This is a genomic window from Mesorhizobium sp. CNPSo 4684 (assembly GCF_057784315.1).
In genome coordinates this window covers 114,352-129,159 of record NZ_JBWLUX010000008.1, presented here as the reverse complement: position 1 = coordinate 129,159, position 14,808 = coordinate 114,352, and the positions used below count along the sequence as shown (strand labels likewise).

Here is a 14,808-nt window from a genome sequence, read left to right as displayed (position 1 = left end):
GCCAGGCCGCTCGCCCCACCTGAGACCCGGCAACCAGAACCTGAGGAGGCTCCGTTGCAGAGACGGATTGGGCAGAAACTGATCGGTGGCGCATTGGCCGCACGCATTGTCCTCGGCGCCGGCGCTGCCGCGGCCGAGGAGGTCGGCAAGGTCGGCGTCGACTGGCTCGGCAACGACATCATCGTCGAGGCGATCAAGGACCCGAAGGTCGACGGCATCACCTGCCACGTCTCCTATTTCGACCGCGGCGTCATCGACCGGCTGCAGAAAGGCAACTGGTTCGAGGACCCATCGGATTCGTCGATCTCGTGTCGCCAGACCGGGCCGATCACCATCGGCGACATCGACATGAGCGAAGGCGGCGAAGAGGTGTTCAAGCAAGGCATCAGCCTGATCTGGAAGAAGCAGGTGGTGAACCGCATCTACGACAAGAAAAACCAGACGCTGATTTATCTCTCGCATTCACGCCAGGTGCAGGACGGCTCGGCGAAAATGTCGGTAACCACCGTGCCGCTGTTCGGCCAGAGCGTGGTGTGGACCAACGGCCAGCCGAAATAGGCGGACTCAGGGCTGTCTGGCCGCGCGACAATTGCTTCCGCTTTGCGGCAGCAATTGCTCGGGACAATTGCTTCCGCAATTGCGCGGAGGTAAATCCGCGCCATGGACCGTACTGAAAACCTTGTCCTCAAAGACCCTGAACCGCGCATTCATCCGACGGCCGAGCTGAAGGCGTGCAAGCTCGGCCGCTATGCCTCGATCGGCGAGCGGGTGGTGCTGCGCGAGGTCAATGTCGGCGATTTCTCCTATTTCGAGCGCCACGCCGAGGCGATCTACACGACGATCGGCAAATTCTGCTCGATCGCCGCCAACAGCCGGATCAACGCGCTGGAGCATCCGATCGAGCGGGTCACGCAGCACAAGCTCAGCTACCGCCCGAACGAGTATTTCCGCTGGCTGGGCGTCGACGCCGCGTTTCGCGCACGGCGGCAGGCCAAGGCCGTCAGCATAGGTAACGATGTCTGGATCGGCCATGGCGCGGTCATCATGCCCGGCATTAGCATCGGCAATGGCGCCATCGTCGGCGCCAATGCTGTGGTGACCAGGGATGTGCCGGCCTATGCGATCGTCGCCGGCGTGCCGGCGAAACCTTTGCGCAGGCGTTTTACGCCTGAGATCGCGGCGCGGATCGAAAGCCTCGCCTGGTGGGACTGGCCGCCGGAAAAACTGGCGAAAGCGGTTCCCGACATGCAGGCCTTGCCGATCGAGGATTTTCTCGACCGCTGGGAACAGGAGCGCTCCTGAGCGCGGCGGTCGGATTAGCATGCCGCCAGCTCTCGCCGCGCGTGCGCGTCTTTATCGATTGGCTGGTCGAAATCCTCGCACCGAAATTCTGAGACAGCGCGCCTGTTGGGGGAGAGAGCCGCCGGTCTACGGCAACAACCCCTTCCGCTATGCGGGGGTGGCGCAGCGGAAGGGGCTTTGGAGGTAAACCGCTGTGAAGCGGAAGGAACAGGCTCTCCGGCCTGCATGGCGACTATGGCAGGAAACCCATAAGGCGGCTTTTCAGGGTGCTGCGCTTTTGGCGTGTGTTCAATTGTAGCCGCGATATCGCTTGCGACAGGGAACCCGGAGCGGCTGCCGGTTGTTTCTGGCTGGAGCGATGAATGCCGCGTTTCGGGCAATTGAGGGATTTGAATTGGAAAAGCTGTTCACCAAGATCGCCACCACGGTTGCTCATCTGGCCGGCCTGCCGCTGACCTTTGTCGGCTGCTGCGCGATCGTCATCGTCTGGGCGGTCAGCGGGCCGTTCTTCGGTTTCTCCGATACCTGGCAACTGGTCATCAACACAGGAACGACGATCATCACCTTCCTGATGGTGTTCCTGATCCAGAACACCCAGAACCGTGACGGCGCCGCGGTCCAGGCCAAGCTCGACGAATTGATCCGGGTCGGCAGGGGCCACAACCATTTCATCGGCATCGAGCATCTGACCGAAACCGAGGTCGAGGAAATCAGAGACAAATGCGAACGCGCGGCCAAGCGTCATGACCGCGAGATCGCCGAGGCGGCCGCCAAGAAAGCCGTGGCCCAGAAACGCACTCCCAAAAAACGCGCCGCGTGAACCGTTGCTCAGCGCTCCATAAAGGCGGCGAAGGCGTCCTTGTGGTCGGGGTGCCAGCGCGAGAGAGCAGGGCGGTTCTCGATGATGTCGCCGATCGCCCAGGCCATGCGTTTTTCGTCCGTCGACCGCTTCACCTCATTGTCGGGGCACAGGATGTAGAAATCGCCACGCGTGAGCGAGGTCAGCATGAAGTCGATCACCTGCTCGCCGGTCCAGGCGCCGGCCGGTTTTTCGGTCGATCCCTCGGTGATGCCGGTGAAGGTGAAGCCGGGGATGAGAAGATGCGCTGCAACCTTCGCGCCCGGTTCGTTGCGCAGCGCATGCGCAAGGCCTTCGGTGAAGGTCTTCAGCGCCGATTTGGAGACGTTGTAGGCCAGGTTGCCGGGCGGCGTGGTGATGCCTTGCTTGGAGCCGGTGTTGACGATCAGGCCTGGCTTGCCCGATGCCAGCATGGCTGGCGCGAAGGCCTCGACACCATGCACGACGCCCCAGAAATTGATGTCGATCAGCCGCTTCCAGGCGTCGCCGTTTTCCCAGGGCTTTCCCGGATTGTTGCCGACGCCCGCATTGTTCATCAGCAGCGAAACAGCGCCGAAGGCACTCTGTGTCTTTTCCGCCAGCCGGCCGAGCTCGTCGGCTTTCGAGACGTCGGTGGCGACGGCGAGCACGGCATCCTCGCCGGCGATCGCGGCGACCGCCTGGCGGGCCGCATCGAGGCGCGCGCCGCCAATGTCGGCGAGCACCAGCTTCATGCCCATCGCCGCCAACCTCTTGGCCGCGGCAAGGCCGATGCCGCTGGCGCCGCCGGTGATAGCGGCGACATTGCCTGGGCTGAGGGAGGGCAGAGCGGACTGGATTTCGGCATCGCTGGTCATGGTCAGGTCCTTGTTTGAGGTCGTGCCGAACTTAGCGCGGGAAGCGCTTCGTGCAAGGCTGTCCAGCGTGTTCGGGTTGACCGTACAGGCGCCGGCTGCGCATGGTGCGGCTGAAAAGGGAGACTGCCGATTGACCGACTGGATCGCAATCCTGAAGGAGCAGACCGCTACCGGCGACCAGATGGGCCGCGAGGTGCCGCAGATGCTCGCCAATCCCGATATCAGCGAAGCGCAGGTGAAGACCTTGTTTTCGGCGTTGGAAAAACAGGCCGAGTTCGTCGAGAAATTGCGCATGGCGCTGGAAAAGTTCGGCCATGATTTTTCGATCATCAAGGCGGCCGAGCGGCTGGAGGAGCGCTATGCCGACCTTGCCGCCTCGGTCGCCGAAAAGCTGAAGGCTATGCGCAAGTAGCGCCAGCTACTTTTCGATCACCCTCGAAAACCGCGTATCCGGCACGAACCAGACGGCAGCCACCAGAAAGTAGATCGCGACGCCGATCCACTGGTTGACGAAAGTCAGCAGCACCGCAGTTATGTAAAGCGCCACCGAAATCTTGCCCTTGCGGTCACTGCCCAGCGCCTTGGCGAAGGCGGTGTCGTTGCCATGCAGATGGTGCAGCTTGGTCACAAGAATCCTGTAGGCGACCCCACACAGCACGAGGTCGACGCCGTAGACGGCGACAGGGACCGGCGCGAAATGATTCTCGCCCATGAAGGCCGTCGTTGCCGGGATCAGCGACAGCCAGAACAGAAGGTTGAGATTTGCCCACAGCACGCGGCCGTCGACGCGTTGCACGGTGTGGAACATATTGTGCAGATTGTTCCAGTAGATGCCGACATTGATGAACGACAAGACGTAGCTGAAGAAGATCGGCCACAACGGCGCCAGCGCGGAAAGATCCTCGCCATGCGGCACTTTCAACTCCAGCACCATGATGGTGATGATGATGGCGACGACGCCATCCGTGAATGCCTCGACCCTGCCTTTACCCATGGTTCCTCCCTCTCGTTGGACGGACGTTACGGTAGGATTTCGTGCAAGACCATCCTGACAAGATTGTCAGGAGCGGGTTCGGCAGGCGGAACGGCAATCCTTACATAGACGTTGGGCCTCGATCGGGGCGTTGGGGCAACTGGCCGGAGTTTGCTATGACCAGCTATGCCGAGACGACGACACGCGGCCATGAACGCGGCGGCCGTGCCGCGATGACTGCGGTTGCCGCCATGATCGCGGCGCTGTTCGCCGGCAGCACGGCGCTGACGCCGCTTTACATCATCTACAAGCAGGCTTTCGGTTTCTCGCAGATCACGCTGACGCTGGTCTACGCCGTCTATGTCGTCGGCAATCTCGGCGCATTGCTGATGTTCGGACGCTTGTCCGACGGCATTGGCCGCCGTCCTGCGGCGCTGGCATCGATGGCGGTGGCGGTGGTCAGCGCGCTGGTGTTCCTGCTGGCCGAGAATGTCGCCTGGCTCGATGCGGCCCGCATCCTGAGCGGCCTTGGCATAGGCATCGGCGCGGGAACAGGCACGGCCTGGCTTGCCGAGCTGATCGAAGGCAAAGACAAGTCGCGCGCGGCTGTCATCGCCACCAGCACCAACTTCGTAGGCCTTGGCCTTGGCGCGCTGGCCTCTGGGCTGCTCGCCGAATATGCGCCCTGGCCGCTCAGGCTGACGTTTACGGTCTATCTGGCGGTGCTTGTCGTGGTAACGCTGCTGATCTGGCGCACGCGTGAAACCGTCTTGCAGCCTGGGCGACTGGCCGATGTTTCGCTGCGGCCACGGCTGTCGGTGCCGGCCGATATCCGCGCCGCCTTTGTGGCGCCGGCGGTGACCGGCTTCGGCGCCATGGCGCTGGTCGGCTTCTATGCAGCGCTGGCGCCGAGCATTCTGGCGCAGCAGCTGCATGTAGCCAACCATGCCGAGGCAGGCGGGCTGTTCTTCGAACTGTCGATCGTGGCCGCGGCCACAATTCTGGCCACGCGCAGACTGCCCAGCCGTGCCGGCATGCTGGCGGCGCTGGCACTGATGATCCCCGCAGTGGCGCTGGTCGTCACGGCTCAGTTTTTTGCCTCGATGTCGCTGATGATTGCCGCCACTGCTCTCTGCGGCGTGGCGGCCGCGCTCGGGTATCGCGGCGGCCTGCAGGTGGTGAGCCAGATCGCGCCGGCGGATCGCCGCGCCGAAGTGGTGTCGGCGTTCTTCATCTGCTGCTTCTGCGGCAATGCGCTGCCGGTCATCGGCATCGGCCTGTTGTCGAACTGGAGCAGCCCGACGACGGCAAGCCTGGCCTTTGCCGGCATGATCACTCTCTTCTCCGTAATCGCGTTGGGATTCGGCGCAAAATACGCGCGCTGAGAATCACCCGTTAGGCGTCTTGGGGGCCATGTTGGCTCGCTGGCGCGGTATGCCGAGGCCGGTGTCGGGCGGCTCGCCGGCGGCCGGGCATTTTTTCGTCCATGGGCTGCTCGGCGAAGGTTCGTCTCAAAGTCCGCTCTGCAATGATTGCCGATTTGACTGGCAAGGTCGATGCGCCAACGGAACATTCCGCCCGGCTGCCTCGCGCCAATCAGGTTCTCAAAGCATCCGGAATGGGCTATGGATCGACGCCGCGTGGGGCCGCAAACCGGGGGGACCATGTCCGACAATCCGCTTTTTTCTTTTTCCGAGCGCCTGAACCGGCGCGCGTTTCTTGGGGCATCCGCCTTGGGCGCCGCTTCCGTGGCGCTTTCGGCCTGCACAACCACGGACGTGGTGCCGCCGCCGGTGGCAGCGCCGCCGCCGATGGTAGCGCCGCCGCCGCCAAGCGATTCGGCTTTAGGCGCTGCCGAAAGCATGTACGCGGCACGCGTCGACGAGGGCTATCAACTGCCGGCGATCCCGATATCCAAGCTCGATCCGAAGTTCGTGCGCCAGATCGTGACCGACCCGACCGGCGAAAAACCGGGCACCATCGTCGTCGATACGTCGGAACATTTCCTCTATCTGGTGCGCGATGGCGGCAAGGCGATCCGTTACGGCGTCAGCCTAGGCAAGGCCGGGTTCGGCTGGACCGGCAGCGCCGTGGTCCAGGCGCGCAAGAAGTGGCCGGTGTGGACGCCGCCGCCGGAAATGATCCAGCGCCGCCCCGAGCTGGCGAAATACAAGGACGGCATGCCGCCGGGACCGCAGAGCCCGCTCGGCGCCCGCGCGCTCTATCTCTTCCGCGACGGCAAGGACACGATGTACCGGCTGCATGGCACGCCGGAATGGGATTCCATCGGCAAGAACGCGTCGTCGGGCTGCGTGCGCTTCATGAACCAGGACATCATCGACCTCTACAGCAGGGTCAATGGCGTAACCCAGGTCCATGTGCGCGCGAACTTTTCGGTCGCCGGGGAGAGCTCCGCCGTGTCGAACAGGACCGCCGAGCCGATCGACGCCGGCGTGCCGAGGGACGCCGAGATCCTGAAATAGGGCATCAGCGGTCCGCTGATCGCCGACAAAAAACGGAGGCACCCGGGCGCCTCCGCTTTTTGTCTGTTGTATACGACTACTGCTTGGCGAGGCCCGGCAGCGTGACCTGATAGACCAGGAACATGGTGTCGACATCGGCCCCGTCCTCGGCCTTGTAGGGCGCACCAACCTGGAAGCCGTCCTGGGCGAGGAAGTCGTTGTCGTTGCCGACGAACAGGAAATAGTCGTCGGGCAGCGCCGGATCGAGCACGCTGACCACCGACATTGCCTCCCACTTCTCCGAGAGGTTGTTCTTGTCGTTCGGCTTGCCGTCATGCAGGCCGAAGCGGCCGAGTTCCTTGTTGTCGTTGATGTCGATGAATGGTGTCAGCTTGGCCGGCGTGACCGACGGATCGAGCACGCCCTTGGGTGCAACCGGCTTGTCGGCGGCATCGAAGGCGCCGCCGGCAATGTCGGTCGCGGCCGAGACGTCGACGACGAAGATCTGGCGCACAAGCGAGGTGTCGCCCTTCACCCCCTGGCCGTTGCCGCTGTCGCGCGCCAGCATCAGGAAGGTCTTGTCGGACAGTGCCACGATCTCGCTCTGCGCGGCGATCTTGGTCTTGCCCTTGTCGTCCTTGAACACCGGCAGCGGCACGACATATTCGTGCGCCAGCTTGAGGTGTGCCGGGTCGGTGGCGTCATAGACCAGCGCGCGGGTGTTCTGGCGCGTGGCGCCGGAATCGCCGCCATCCTGGCGGGGCGCCGACTGCAGCACCGCGATCAGCGACTTGCCGTCCGGTGTCAGCGCCATGCCTTCGAGGCCCTGGTTGTTCTGACGGCCGGTTTCAGGATCCTTCGGATCGGGTTCGGGGGCACCCGGGCCCGGATTGTCCGAGGCGAAGTTCGGCTTGCCCTTGCGCATCGGCACCAGGGCGGCCGGCGGCTGCGTCGCCGACATCAAATGGCCGTCGGCCGAGAAGCGATAGATGTTGGGGCCGTATTCGTCGGAGATGAACAGGGTGCCGTCGGGTAGCCGCGCGATGGCCTCATTGTCGAGCGCCAGCTTGCCGTTGGCCTCGGGCAGGATCGGCATGTCGCCGTTGGCCGCGCGCACGCCGTTGAGCGGATCGAGGCCGGTGGCATCGGCGCCCTTGTCGTCGGTGAGCAGCAGGGAATCGGCAAGCGTCGCCTTGACGCCGGTCTGTTCCTGGCCGGCGGCGGGCGCGGCGCCCAGAGCGGTCGGCGTGAGCTCGATACGAATAGTGTTGAGGCGCGGCCGGTAGTCGGTGGTGCCGACGACATTGTAGCCGCGATCGGGCAGCAGCCAGAGCGAACCCTTGTAGCCATTGGCGTCATGCGTCCAGCTCGCGGCGTCGATCGACATGCCGGAGCCGGAGCCGAAGGTCTCGCCGAACTTGTCCTTCAGGTCGGCCGGGATGCGGCCGACGCCGACCAGGCCCTTGTTGACGAAGCTGACATCGCCGACGGTGGCGGTGCTGTCGGCAAGGGCAGGGGTCAGGGCGGTAAACAGCGCCAATGCGGCGCCGAGCGACAGGGTTCGGTGCGAGATTTTCATGGAGATCCTCTTTGTGACAAGCCTTCACGCGGCTGAGACTGCAAAGGGCCCCGCATCGCATCGACGATGTCGCAAGCGCCCTCCCGCAAAGCGGTCTAGGACGCGAACATGATACTTGCGTGACAGGGCGGGCGTCGCCCTACGGCGGGAACCATTCCTGATCTTGATCCGTTGCAGCGAAGCCTTGGCGCTGCTTGCAATCGGTCGGCGAGGCAGGGGATCAGGAGAGGACGAAAATGGGTTTCGACCAGTATCACGAGCCGCCGGAAGAACTGACGCAGAAGGTGCGGACCTTCGCTCGCATGATCACTTCGCTGATCGAGGAGGCGGAGGCGATCGGCTGGTACGAACAGCGCATGTCGGTGGAAAAGGACCCGCAGGCCAAGGCGATCATGAAAAACGCGCAAGGCGAAGAGTTCAAGCATTTCGGCATGGATCTCGAATTCCTGCTGCGCCAGAAGAAAGACTGGCGGGCCGAGCTGAAGGAAATCCTGTTCACCACGGGCGACATCGTCAAGGCCGGCGAGAAGGGCGAGAAGAAGGTGGATTGAGGCCGACCGGCCTACTTCCCGCGGTGATCAATCGCTGTCGCGGGCGATCAGCTCCAGCGGCCAGACTTCGCGGATGATGCGCGTGCCTTCGGGGCCGGCGAAGGCGGGGAGCGAGGCCAGCAGCATTTCGGCCAGCCGCCGGCCCATGGGCTCCAGCGACGGACGGAAAGCGGTCAGCGCCGGCGAAAAGTAGCGGCAAAGCGGCGTGTCGACGATGACGATCACCGCTATGTCGTGGCCGGGCCTGATGCCCATCTCGGCCAGTGCCTTGCAGCCGCCGAGCGCCATTGCGTCGTTGTTGAAGATGATGGCTGTGGGCCGGTCCTTGGAGAGCATCACGCGCGGCGTCACCTGGTAGCCTCCGGCCTCGTTGATGAAGCCGTCCGCGATCAGGCCGGGGTCGACTTCGATGCCGTGCCGCTTCAGCGCCTTGCGGTAGCCGTCGAGGAACAGGTAGCCGAAGTTGAGATCGAGCGAAGGGCGGATGGCGGCAATGCGGCGGTGGCCGCGCGCGACCAGCCGGTCGACGGCTTCATCACCCGCCCTCTCGAAATCGATATCGAGCGAAGGGTAGGTGTCGTCGCCGGATTGACTTCGGCCAAGCGTGGCGAAGGGAAAGCCGGCCTTGCTGAGATAGTCGATCCGATCGTCTTCCCGCCGTGTATTGGCCAACACGACCGCGTCGGCCCGGCGCGTCTCAACCACGCGGCGCAGCCTCTCCTGCTGATATTGGCCGGGCTCACCCATGACGACCATCAGATCCAGGTCATACTCGGCGAGCCGCGCCTGCAGACCGGTCAGGAACGGGATGAAGAACGGTTCGCCATATTGCTGGTCGCCGGGATGCGGTTGCAGCATGAAGGCGATCGAATGGGTGGCGCCTTGTCTGAGGCTTCGGCCCGACTGGTTCGGCGAATAGTTCAGCTGCTTGGCGGCGGCGAGCACGCGCTGACGGGTGTCGGCATTGACGTCGGCGCGGCCGTTCAGCGCCCGCGACACGGTGCCGATCGAAATGTTCAGGTGACGCGCAAGGTCGTGGATGCTGGACGCCAAGGACTTCTCTCCGCCGACCCTTGGCTAGCACCGGCTGCCGCTCAGGCCAAGGCTTCGGGGATGATTTTTGCGGGCAGCCGATTGACATTCTACGCCATCGGGTGTGTTCTCGTAAACGTTTACGGAAAAACGTTTACGGTGATGCCGTCAATGCCGTGACATTCGGTCTGGAGGGACCGGACGGGAGGAATGCCGGATGATGAACGCCGTCCTCGTCGGCTGCGGTGCGATGAGCAAGGCCTGGCTCGATGCCGCAAGGCAAATCGACGGGCTCGCCATTGTCGGCCTTGTCGATCTCGACGCCGAACGGGCGAAGGCGAGGGCGCGCGAATATGGGCTGGACGGCGCCGTCATCGGCACCAGCCTCGATAAGGTCCTTGACCAGACCCGACCTGACGCGGTGTTCGACGTCGTGGTGCCCGCCGCGCGGCGCGACGTCGCCTTTGCCGCCTTTGCCCGCAATTGCCATCTGCTGACCGAAAAGCCGCTGGCCGACAGTCCGGAAAATGCCCGCGCCATCGTCGAGGCGGCGCGCCGGGCCGGGCGCATCCATGCCGTGGTGCAGAACCGGCGCTATGTCGCCAATGTGCGGCGCATAAGGCGGTTTCTGGATTCCGGCGCCATCGGCAAGCCGACCAGCATCCATGCCGATTTCTTCATCGCGCCGCATTTCGGCGGCTTTCGCGAGGAGATGGCGCATGTGCTGCTGCTCGACATGGCGATCCATACGTTCGACGCCGCCCGCTACATGGTCGGCGGCGATCCCGCCGGCGTCTATTGCCAGGAATGGGAGCCGGCCAATTCCTGGTACCGGCAGGGCTCGTCGGCCAGCGCCGTCTTCGACCTCGGCGGCGGCAAGGTATTCACCTATGCCGGCTCCTGGTGCGCCGACGGCTTTCGCACCAGCTGGGAAGGCAGTTGGCGCATCGTCGCCGAGCGCGGCAGCCTGATCTGGGACGGCAGTGACGCGCTGAAGGCGGAAGTGGTGGTGCCGGGCCGCGACGGGATTATCGACAAAACGCAGGCGATCGAAGTGCCGGCGCTCGATCCGGCCGACCGCGTCGGCGGCCATCTCGGCATCATCAAGGATTTCATCCACGCCATCGAGACCGGCAGCGAGCCGGAAACGCGTGGGAGCGACAACATCAAAAGCCTGGCCATGGTTTTTGGCGCAATCGAGAGCGCCGAGACCGGGCGCCGGGTGGCTATCCCCAGACAGGAAACACAATGATGCCAAACCCGCTTCTCGACATCCGGATCGGCACCATGGTGCGGGCCAATCTCGATGACCCGGCAGCCTACATCAAACAGATCCTGCCGCTCGGTTTCGAGAGCATCCAGCCCTTCTTCTGGCAGACGCTGGGCGGCAAGGATCTGCCGCGGCTCGCCGGCCAGATTCGCGAGGCGATCGGCGATGCCGACGTCAGCGTGTCCTCGCTCGGCGTGTTCGGCAATCCGCTGGAGGATGGCGAAGTCGATCGCGGTGTGCTCGCGGCCTGGGAAACGGTCATCGACAATGCGCATCTGTTCGGCACTTCCACGGTCAGCGGCTTCACCGGTCGCCTGCGCGGCAAGAAGCTGACCGACAGCCTGCCGCGCTTCCGCGAGGTCTGGGGCCCGCTGGCAAAACGCGCCGCCGACAAGGGCGTGCGCATCGCCTTCGAAAACTGCGCCATGGATGGCAACTGGGCAACCGGCGACTGGAACATCGCCCACAACCCGGATGCCTGGGAACTGATGTTCAACGAATTGCCCGACGACAACCTCGGGCTGGAATGGGAGCCCTGTCATCAGCTCGTCTACCTGATCGATCCGATGCCGCAGATCCGCAAATGGGCGCCGCGCATCTTCCATGTCCATGGCAAGGACGCGACAGTGCGCTGGGATGTCATCCGCGAGCATGGCGTGTTCGGCCGGCTGCCCTTCGTGCAGATGCGCACGCCCGGTTTCGGCGACAGCGACTGGACGCGGGTGATCAGCGAATTGCGGCTGGCCGGCTACAAGGGCGCCATCGACATCGAGGGCTGGCACGACCCGGTCTATCGCGGCGATCTCGAAATCACCGGCCAGGTGCGGGCGCTTGAATACCTGAAGCAATGCCGGGGAGGAGCGACCTATCTGCCGAACCCGGCGTGAGGAGCGGCCGGCGGGAGGAGCCGGCCGGAGAAGAGTGTTGAGCACTGCCGTAAGCGAATGTCGAAACCCCTCGGCTCACCGAGGACAAAAGGGAGGAACGTGCATGAGTATCGCAATGAGAACGACACTTCTGCGCTCGACCGTCGTGGCCGCCGCCACCGCGCTCTGCGCCGCCATCTCCACCTTGCCGGCGCGGGCGCTTGACGCCCAGTGGTGCAAGGATGTCCACATCCGCTTCTTCGTCGGCGGCGCCGAGGGCGACGCTTTCGGCACCATCGTCTATAATGGCGCAAAGCAGGCGGCGGCCGATCTCGGGCCGAAGGTCGACTACATCTTCTCCCAGTGGGACGTTGAGAAGATGGTGCAGCAATTGCGCGAGGCCGTCGCCGTGAAGCCAAACGGCATCGCCATGATGGGACATCCCGGCGACGCCGCAATCATGCCGCTGGCCGAGCAGGCGCATAAGGACGGCATCAAGATGATGTACCAGAACGTGCCGGTGCCGAAGGTGGTGGAAGCGTTCGGTGGCGGCTATGTCGGCGCCCAGCAGGAACAGCAGGGCCGCGCGCTCGGCGCCGAGGCGTTCAAGCTCGGCAAGCTCAAGTCCGGCGACAAGGCGATCATGATCGGCCCGTTCGAGAACGAGGCCCGCGGCGCGCGCGAGCGCGGCACGGTGGCCGCGCTCAAGGAGGCCGGCGTCGAGGTCATCCAGCTGTCGTCGCCGCCGAGCGGCGAATGGGCGTCCGACCCCAATCTGGCGATCCCGGTGATCACGGCAGCGCTCCTCAACAATCCTGACGTCAAGGCGGTCGGCTATCCCGGCGGCCAGATGCTCGGCAATGTCGCCACCTACATGCAGGCGGCAGGCCGCAAGCCCGGCGACATCTTCAATTTCGGTTTCGACACCAGCCCGCAGATCGTCGAGGCGTTCAAGGGCGGCTGGGTGCAGCTGACGGCCGACCAGCAGCCGTTCCTGCAGGGCTACTTGCCGATCCTCAGCCTCTGCCAGCAGGTGGTGCTGGGCCTGGCGCCGATGAATGTCGACACCGGCGCCGGCTTCGTCACGCCGCAGAATTACGAGATTGTCGCCGAGCTCGCCAAGCAGGCGCTGCGCTGACCTCCCAAGCTGCCGGCTGGGCCCAAGCCCAGCCGGCAGGACCGCTGGCGAGAATGCCGGCAAGCGCCAATCGAACGAGGATCGCCATGGCCGAACGCATTATCGAACTGCGCGACATCAGCAAATCCTACGGCCAGGTCTATGCGCTGGGCGGGGTCAATCTCAGCGTCGACCGCGGCGAGGTGGTCGGCCTGATCGGCGACAATGGCGCCGGCAAGTCGACGCTGATCAAGATCCTGTCGGGCGTCGTCAAGCCGACCAGCGGCGAGATCCTGGTGCGTGGCAAGCCGGTGACCGGCTGGAGTGCGGCGCGCTCACGCGACGCCGGCATCGAGACGGTGTTCCAGGACCGGGCGCTGGCGGTGCAGCAGACCATCGTGCGCAACATCTTCATGGGCCGCGAACTCACCGGCTTCATGGGCTTTCTTAGGGTGAACAAGGAGATCGAGGAGGCGAGCCGGCTGATGCGCGAGATCGGCTTTACCTCAAAGGTGTTCACGCCGCATTCGATCGTCGGCCAGCTGTCGGGCGGCGAACGCCAGGGCGTCGCGATCGCGCGCGCCATCTACAAGCAGGCCGAGCTGATCATCCTCGACGAGCCGACGACGGCGCTGTCGCTGACTGAGACCGCCAAGGTGTTCCACTTCGTGCGTCAGGTGCGGGCGAGCGGCCGCTCGATCCTGTTCATCGGCCACAACATCCACCATGTCTTCGACATTGCCGACCGCTTCGTGGTGTTGGACCGCGGCAAGGTGGCGCTGACCGCCGACCGCGCCGAGGTCAAGTCGGCCGAGGATCTCATCAATTTCATGGAAGACGTCGCGCACCCCGGCGGATTGGCTGGATTGCACGATGCCGGCGACGCGGAGAGGGCAGTGCGATGAGCAAGACCATGGAACCCGATCTGCAGAGCCCGCTCGGCGGCGAGGCAGCGCGACCTGAGTGGAAGCACCCGTCCGATCACTGGCTGCGCGGCTTCGTCATCGACAATCGCGCCGCTCTCGGCACGCTCGCCGTGTTCATCGTCATGATGGCGGTGTTCCTGGTCGCCAACCCGACCGTGTTCACCACCTGGTATCTCTACAGCTCGGTGCTGACGACGCTGCCGGTCGCGCTGTTCGTGGTGGTGCCGCTGGTCTTCGTCGTCACCTGCGGCGAGATCGACCTGTCGTTTCCAGCCACCATGGGTTTTGCCTCCTGGGTGTTCGCGCTGGTGGTGCAGGCAGGCTACGATCCGTTCCTCGGCATTGCGGCAGCAATCGTCACCGGGACGCTGCTCGGCTTCCTCGTCGGATCGCTGGTCGTCTATGGCGGGCTGTCGTCGCTGATCGCCACGCTCGGCATGAACTTTTTGCTGCGCGGCCTGATCCAGATCATCAACGAAGGCAAGTCGACGGCGCTGACCGGCCTTGCCGACAGCTGGGCCTACAAGATCTTCTCCAGCCAGGTGTGGGGCATCCCGGTGCAGATCTTCTGGGCGCTCGCCTTCGTCGTTTTGTCGGCGATGCTCTACAACCGGCACCGCTTCGGCGCGCAGGTCAGGGTGGTCGGCGACAATCCCGACAGCGCCCAGCAGATGGGCATCGACGTCAAGCGTGTGCGGGTGAAGGTGTTCGTCTTCGTCGGCATAGGCGCTGCGATTGCCGGCACGTTTTCGGTGATGATCAACTTCACCTGGTGGCCGACGGCGGGCGACGGCTATCTCCTGCCGGTGCTGGCCTCGGTGTTCGTCGGCGGCACGCCGACCTGGGGCGGCATCGGCACGGTCGCCGGCGGCGCCATCGGCGCGGTCACCGTCGCCTTCATCCAGACCGGTGTCGTGGCGGCAGGCCTGAGCGGATTCTACGTGCAATTCTTCAACGGGCTGATCATCATCCTGTCGCTGCTGGGGCATAAGTGGAACCAGGCGCGGTACAGGTAAGGGGGTAGCCGTTAAGGCA

Annotated in this window: 16 protein-coding genes; 12 read left to right on the top strand and 4 right to left on the bottom strand. The window is 64.3% G+C overall.

Going from position 1 to position 14,808, the window contains the following annotated elements:
• The first annotated feature begins 54 nt into the window (after nucleotides 1-54).
• From AC04SG_RS09430 to AC04SG_RS09420, 3 genes are all read left to right on the top strand, one after another.
• Complete coding sequence (locus AC04SG_RS09430; RefSeq protein WP_488550801.1) at nucleotides 55-558, top strand: CreA family protein; 504 nt, start codon at nucleotides 55-57, stop codon at nucleotides 556-558.
• Between the two features lie 102 nt (nucleotides 559-660).
• Nucleotides 661-1,302: a DapH/DapD/GlmU-related protein gene (locus AC04SG_RS09425; RefSeq protein WP_488550800.1), complete on the top strand. Its 642-nt coding sequence runs from the start codon at nucleotides 661-663 to the stop codon at nucleotides 1,300-1,302.
• Nucleotides 1,303-1,696: 394 nt separating this feature from the next.
• A complete protein-coding gene (locus AC04SG_RS09420) occupies nucleotides 1,697-2,122 on the top strand; it encodes a low affinity iron permease family protein (protein ID WP_488550799.1) in 426 nt (141 codons plus the stop codon).
• Between the two features lie 8 nt (nucleotides 2,123-2,130).
• Here the strand turns inward: AC04SG_RS09420 and AC04SG_RS09415 are convergent, their stop codons facing one another.
• Nucleotides 2,131-2,997 carry an SDR family NAD(P)-dependent oxidoreductase gene (locus AC04SG_RS09415; RefSeq protein WP_488550798.1) on the bottom strand — a complete coding sequence of 289 codons (867 nt, stop codon included), beginning with the start codon at nucleotides 2,995-2,997 and terminating at the stop codon, nucleotides 2,131-2,133.
• A 130-nt stretch (nucleotides 2,998-3,127) separates the two neighbouring features.
• Between AC04SG_RS09415 and AC04SG_RS09410 the strand changes: the two genes are divergently transcribed.
• Nucleotides 3,128-3,409, top strand: a complete 282-nt coding sequence (locus AC04SG_RS09410; RefSeq protein WP_095773965.1) for a hypothetical protein — start codon at nucleotides 3,128-3,130, stop codon at nucleotides 3,407-3,409.
• 6 nt (nucleotides 3,410-3,415) lie between these two features.
• Here AC04SG_RS09410 and AC04SG_RS09405 read toward each other — a convergent pair whose 3' ends face one another.
• A complete protein-coding gene (locus AC04SG_RS09405) occupies nucleotides 3,416-3,991 on the bottom strand; it encodes a TMEM175 family protein (protein WP_192258428.1) in 576 nt (191 codons plus the stop codon).
• Between the two features lie 155 nt (nucleotides 3,992-4,146).
• Between AC04SG_RS09405 and AC04SG_RS09400 the strand changes: the two genes are divergently transcribed.
• Together AC04SG_RS09400 and AC04SG_RS09395 are read left to right on the top strand one after the other, a co-directional pair.
• Complete coding sequence (locus tag AC04SG_RS09400) at nucleotides 4,147-5,355, top strand: MFS transporter (protein ID WP_488550797.1); 1,209 nt, start codon at nucleotides 4,147-4,149, stop codon at nucleotides 5,353-5,355.
• Nucleotides 5,356-5,634: 279 nt separating this feature from the next.
• Nucleotides 5,635-6,453, top strand: a complete 819-nt coding sequence (locus AC04SG_RS09395) for a L,D-transpeptidase (RefSeq protein ID WP_488550796.1) — start codon at nucleotides 5,635-5,637, stop codon at nucleotides 6,451-6,453.
• Between the two features lie 76 nt (nucleotides 6,454-6,529).
• Here AC04SG_RS09395 and AC04SG_RS09390 read toward each other — a convergent pair whose 3' ends face one another.
• Nucleotides 6,530-8,011 (bottom strand): esterase-like activity of phytase family protein, encoded by a 1,482-nt coding sequence (locus AC04SG_RS09390; RefSeq protein WP_488550795.1) that lies wholly within the window; start codon nucleotides 8,009-8,011, stop codon nucleotides 6,530-6,532.
• 236 nt (nucleotides 8,012-8,247) lie between these two features.
• Here AC04SG_RS09390 and AC04SG_RS09385 point away from each other — a divergent pair, with 236 nt between their 5' ends.
• The gene (locus tag AC04SG_RS09385) at nucleotides 8,248-8,562 is read left to right on the top strand and encodes a ferritin family protein (protein ID WP_192258424.1); all 315 of its coding nucleotides are present in this window, start codon (nucleotides 8,248-8,250) and stop codon (nucleotides 8,560-8,562) included.
• A gap of 27 nt (nucleotides 8,563-8,589) precedes the next feature.
• On the opposite strand, the gene AC04SG_RS09380 is transcribed toward AC04SG_RS09385, so the two are convergent.
• A complete protein-coding gene (locus AC04SG_RS09380) occupies nucleotides 8,590-9,615 on the bottom strand; it encodes a LacI family DNA-binding transcriptional regulator (protein WP_488550794.1) in 1,026 nt (341 codons plus the stop codon).
• Between the two features lie 196 nt (nucleotides 9,616-9,811).
• On the opposite strand from AC04SG_RS09380, the gene AC04SG_RS09375 reads away from it, so the two are divergent.
• The 5 genes from AC04SG_RS09375 to AC04SG_RS09355 all read left to right on the top strand — a co-directional run bounded on the left by AC04SG_RS09375 (nucleotide 9,812) and on the right by AC04SG_RS09355 (nucleotide 14,789).
• Nucleotides 9,812-10,846 (top strand): Gfo/Idh/MocA family protein, encoded by a 1,035-nt coding sequence (locus AC04SG_RS09375; protein WP_488550793.1) that lies wholly within the window; start codon nucleotides 9,812-9,814, stop codon nucleotides 10,844-10,846.
• Nucleotides 10,843-11,751 (top strand): sugar phosphate isomerase/epimerase family protein, encoded by a 909-nt coding sequence (locus AC04SG_RS09370; RefSeq protein ID WP_488550792.1) that lies wholly within the window; start codon nucleotides 10,843-10,845, stop codon nucleotides 11,749-11,751. Before AC04SG_RS09375 ends, AC04SG_RS09370 begins: the two co-directional genes overlap by 4 nt.
• 103 nt (nucleotides 11,752-11,854) lie before the next feature.
• Nucleotides 11,855-12,868, top strand: coding sequence for a substrate-binding domain-containing protein (locus AC04SG_RS09365; RefSeq protein ID WP_203278670.1), 1,014 nt, complete (start codon nucleotides 11,855-11,857; stop codon nucleotides 12,866-12,868).
• 86 nt (nucleotides 12,869-12,954) lie between these two features.
• A complete protein-coding gene (locus tag AC04SG_RS09360) occupies nucleotides 12,955-13,752 on the top strand; it encodes an ATP-binding cassette domain-containing protein (RefSeq protein WP_488550791.1) in 798 nt (265 codons plus the stop codon).
• Nucleotides 13,749-14,789 (top strand): ABC transporter permease, encoded by a 1,041-nt coding sequence (locus tag AC04SG_RS09355; RefSeq protein ID WP_436260595.1) that lies wholly within the window; start codon nucleotides 13,749-13,751, stop codon nucleotides 14,787-14,789. The genes AC04SG_RS09360 and AC04SG_RS09355 overlap by 4 nt, the downstream gene beginning before the upstream one ends.
• The last annotated feature ends 19 nt before the right edge of the window (nucleotides 14,790-14,808 follow it).

What these genes read in the sequence shown, in the direction of transcription:
- AC04SG_RS09360 (WP_488550791.1), top strand. Translation starts at nt 12,955, where the DNA reads ATGGCCGAACGCATTATCGAACTGCGCGACATCAGCAAATCCTACGGC.
- AC04SG_RS09375 (WP_488550793.1), top strand. Translation starts at nt 9,812, where the DNA reads ATGATGAACGCCGTCCTCGTCGGCTGCGGTGCGATGAGCAAGGCCTGG.
- AC04SG_RS09370 (WP_488550792.1), top strand. Translation starts at nt 10,843, where the DNA reads ATGATGCCAAACCCGCTTCTCGACATCCGGATCGGCACCATGGTGCGG.
- AC04SG_RS09385 (WP_192258424.1), top strand. Translation starts at nt 8,248, where the DNA reads ATGGGTTTCGACCAGTATCACGAGCCGCCGGAAGAACTGACGCAGAAG.
- AC04SG_RS09355 (WP_436260595.1), top strand. Translation starts at nt 13,749, where the DNA reads ATGAGCAAGACCATGGAACCCGATCTGCAGAGCCCGCTCGGCGGCGAG.
- AC04SG_RS09365 (WP_203278670.1), top strand. Translation starts at nt 11,855, where the DNA reads ATGAGTATCGCAATGAGAACGACACTTCTGCGCTCGACCGTCGTGGCC.
- AC04SG_RS09390 (WP_488550795.1), bottom strand. Translation starts at nt 8,011, where the DNA reads ATGAAAATCTCGCACCGAACCCTGTCGCTCGGCGCCGCATTGGCGCTG.
- AC04SG_RS09400 (WP_488550797.1), top strand. Translation starts at nt 4,147, where the DNA reads ATGACCAGCTATGCCGAGACGACGACACGCGGCCATGAACGCGGCGGC.
- AC04SG_RS09425 (WP_488550800.1), top strand. Translation starts at nt 661, where the DNA reads ATGGACCGTACTGAAAACCTTGTCCTCAAAGACCCTGAACCGCGCATT.
- AC04SG_RS09395 (WP_488550796.1), top strand. Translation starts at nt 5,635, where the DNA reads ATGTCCGACAATCCGCTTTTTTCTTTTTCCGAGCGCCTGAACCGGCGC.
- AC04SG_RS09415 (WP_488550798.1), bottom strand. Translation starts at nt 2,997, where the DNA reads ATGACCAGCGATGCCGAAATCCAGTCCGCTCTGCCCTCCCTCAGCCCA.
- AC04SG_RS09405 (WP_192258428.1), bottom strand. Translation starts at nt 3,991, where the DNA reads ATGGGTAAAGGCAGGGTCGAGGCATTCACGGATGGCGTCGTCGCCATC.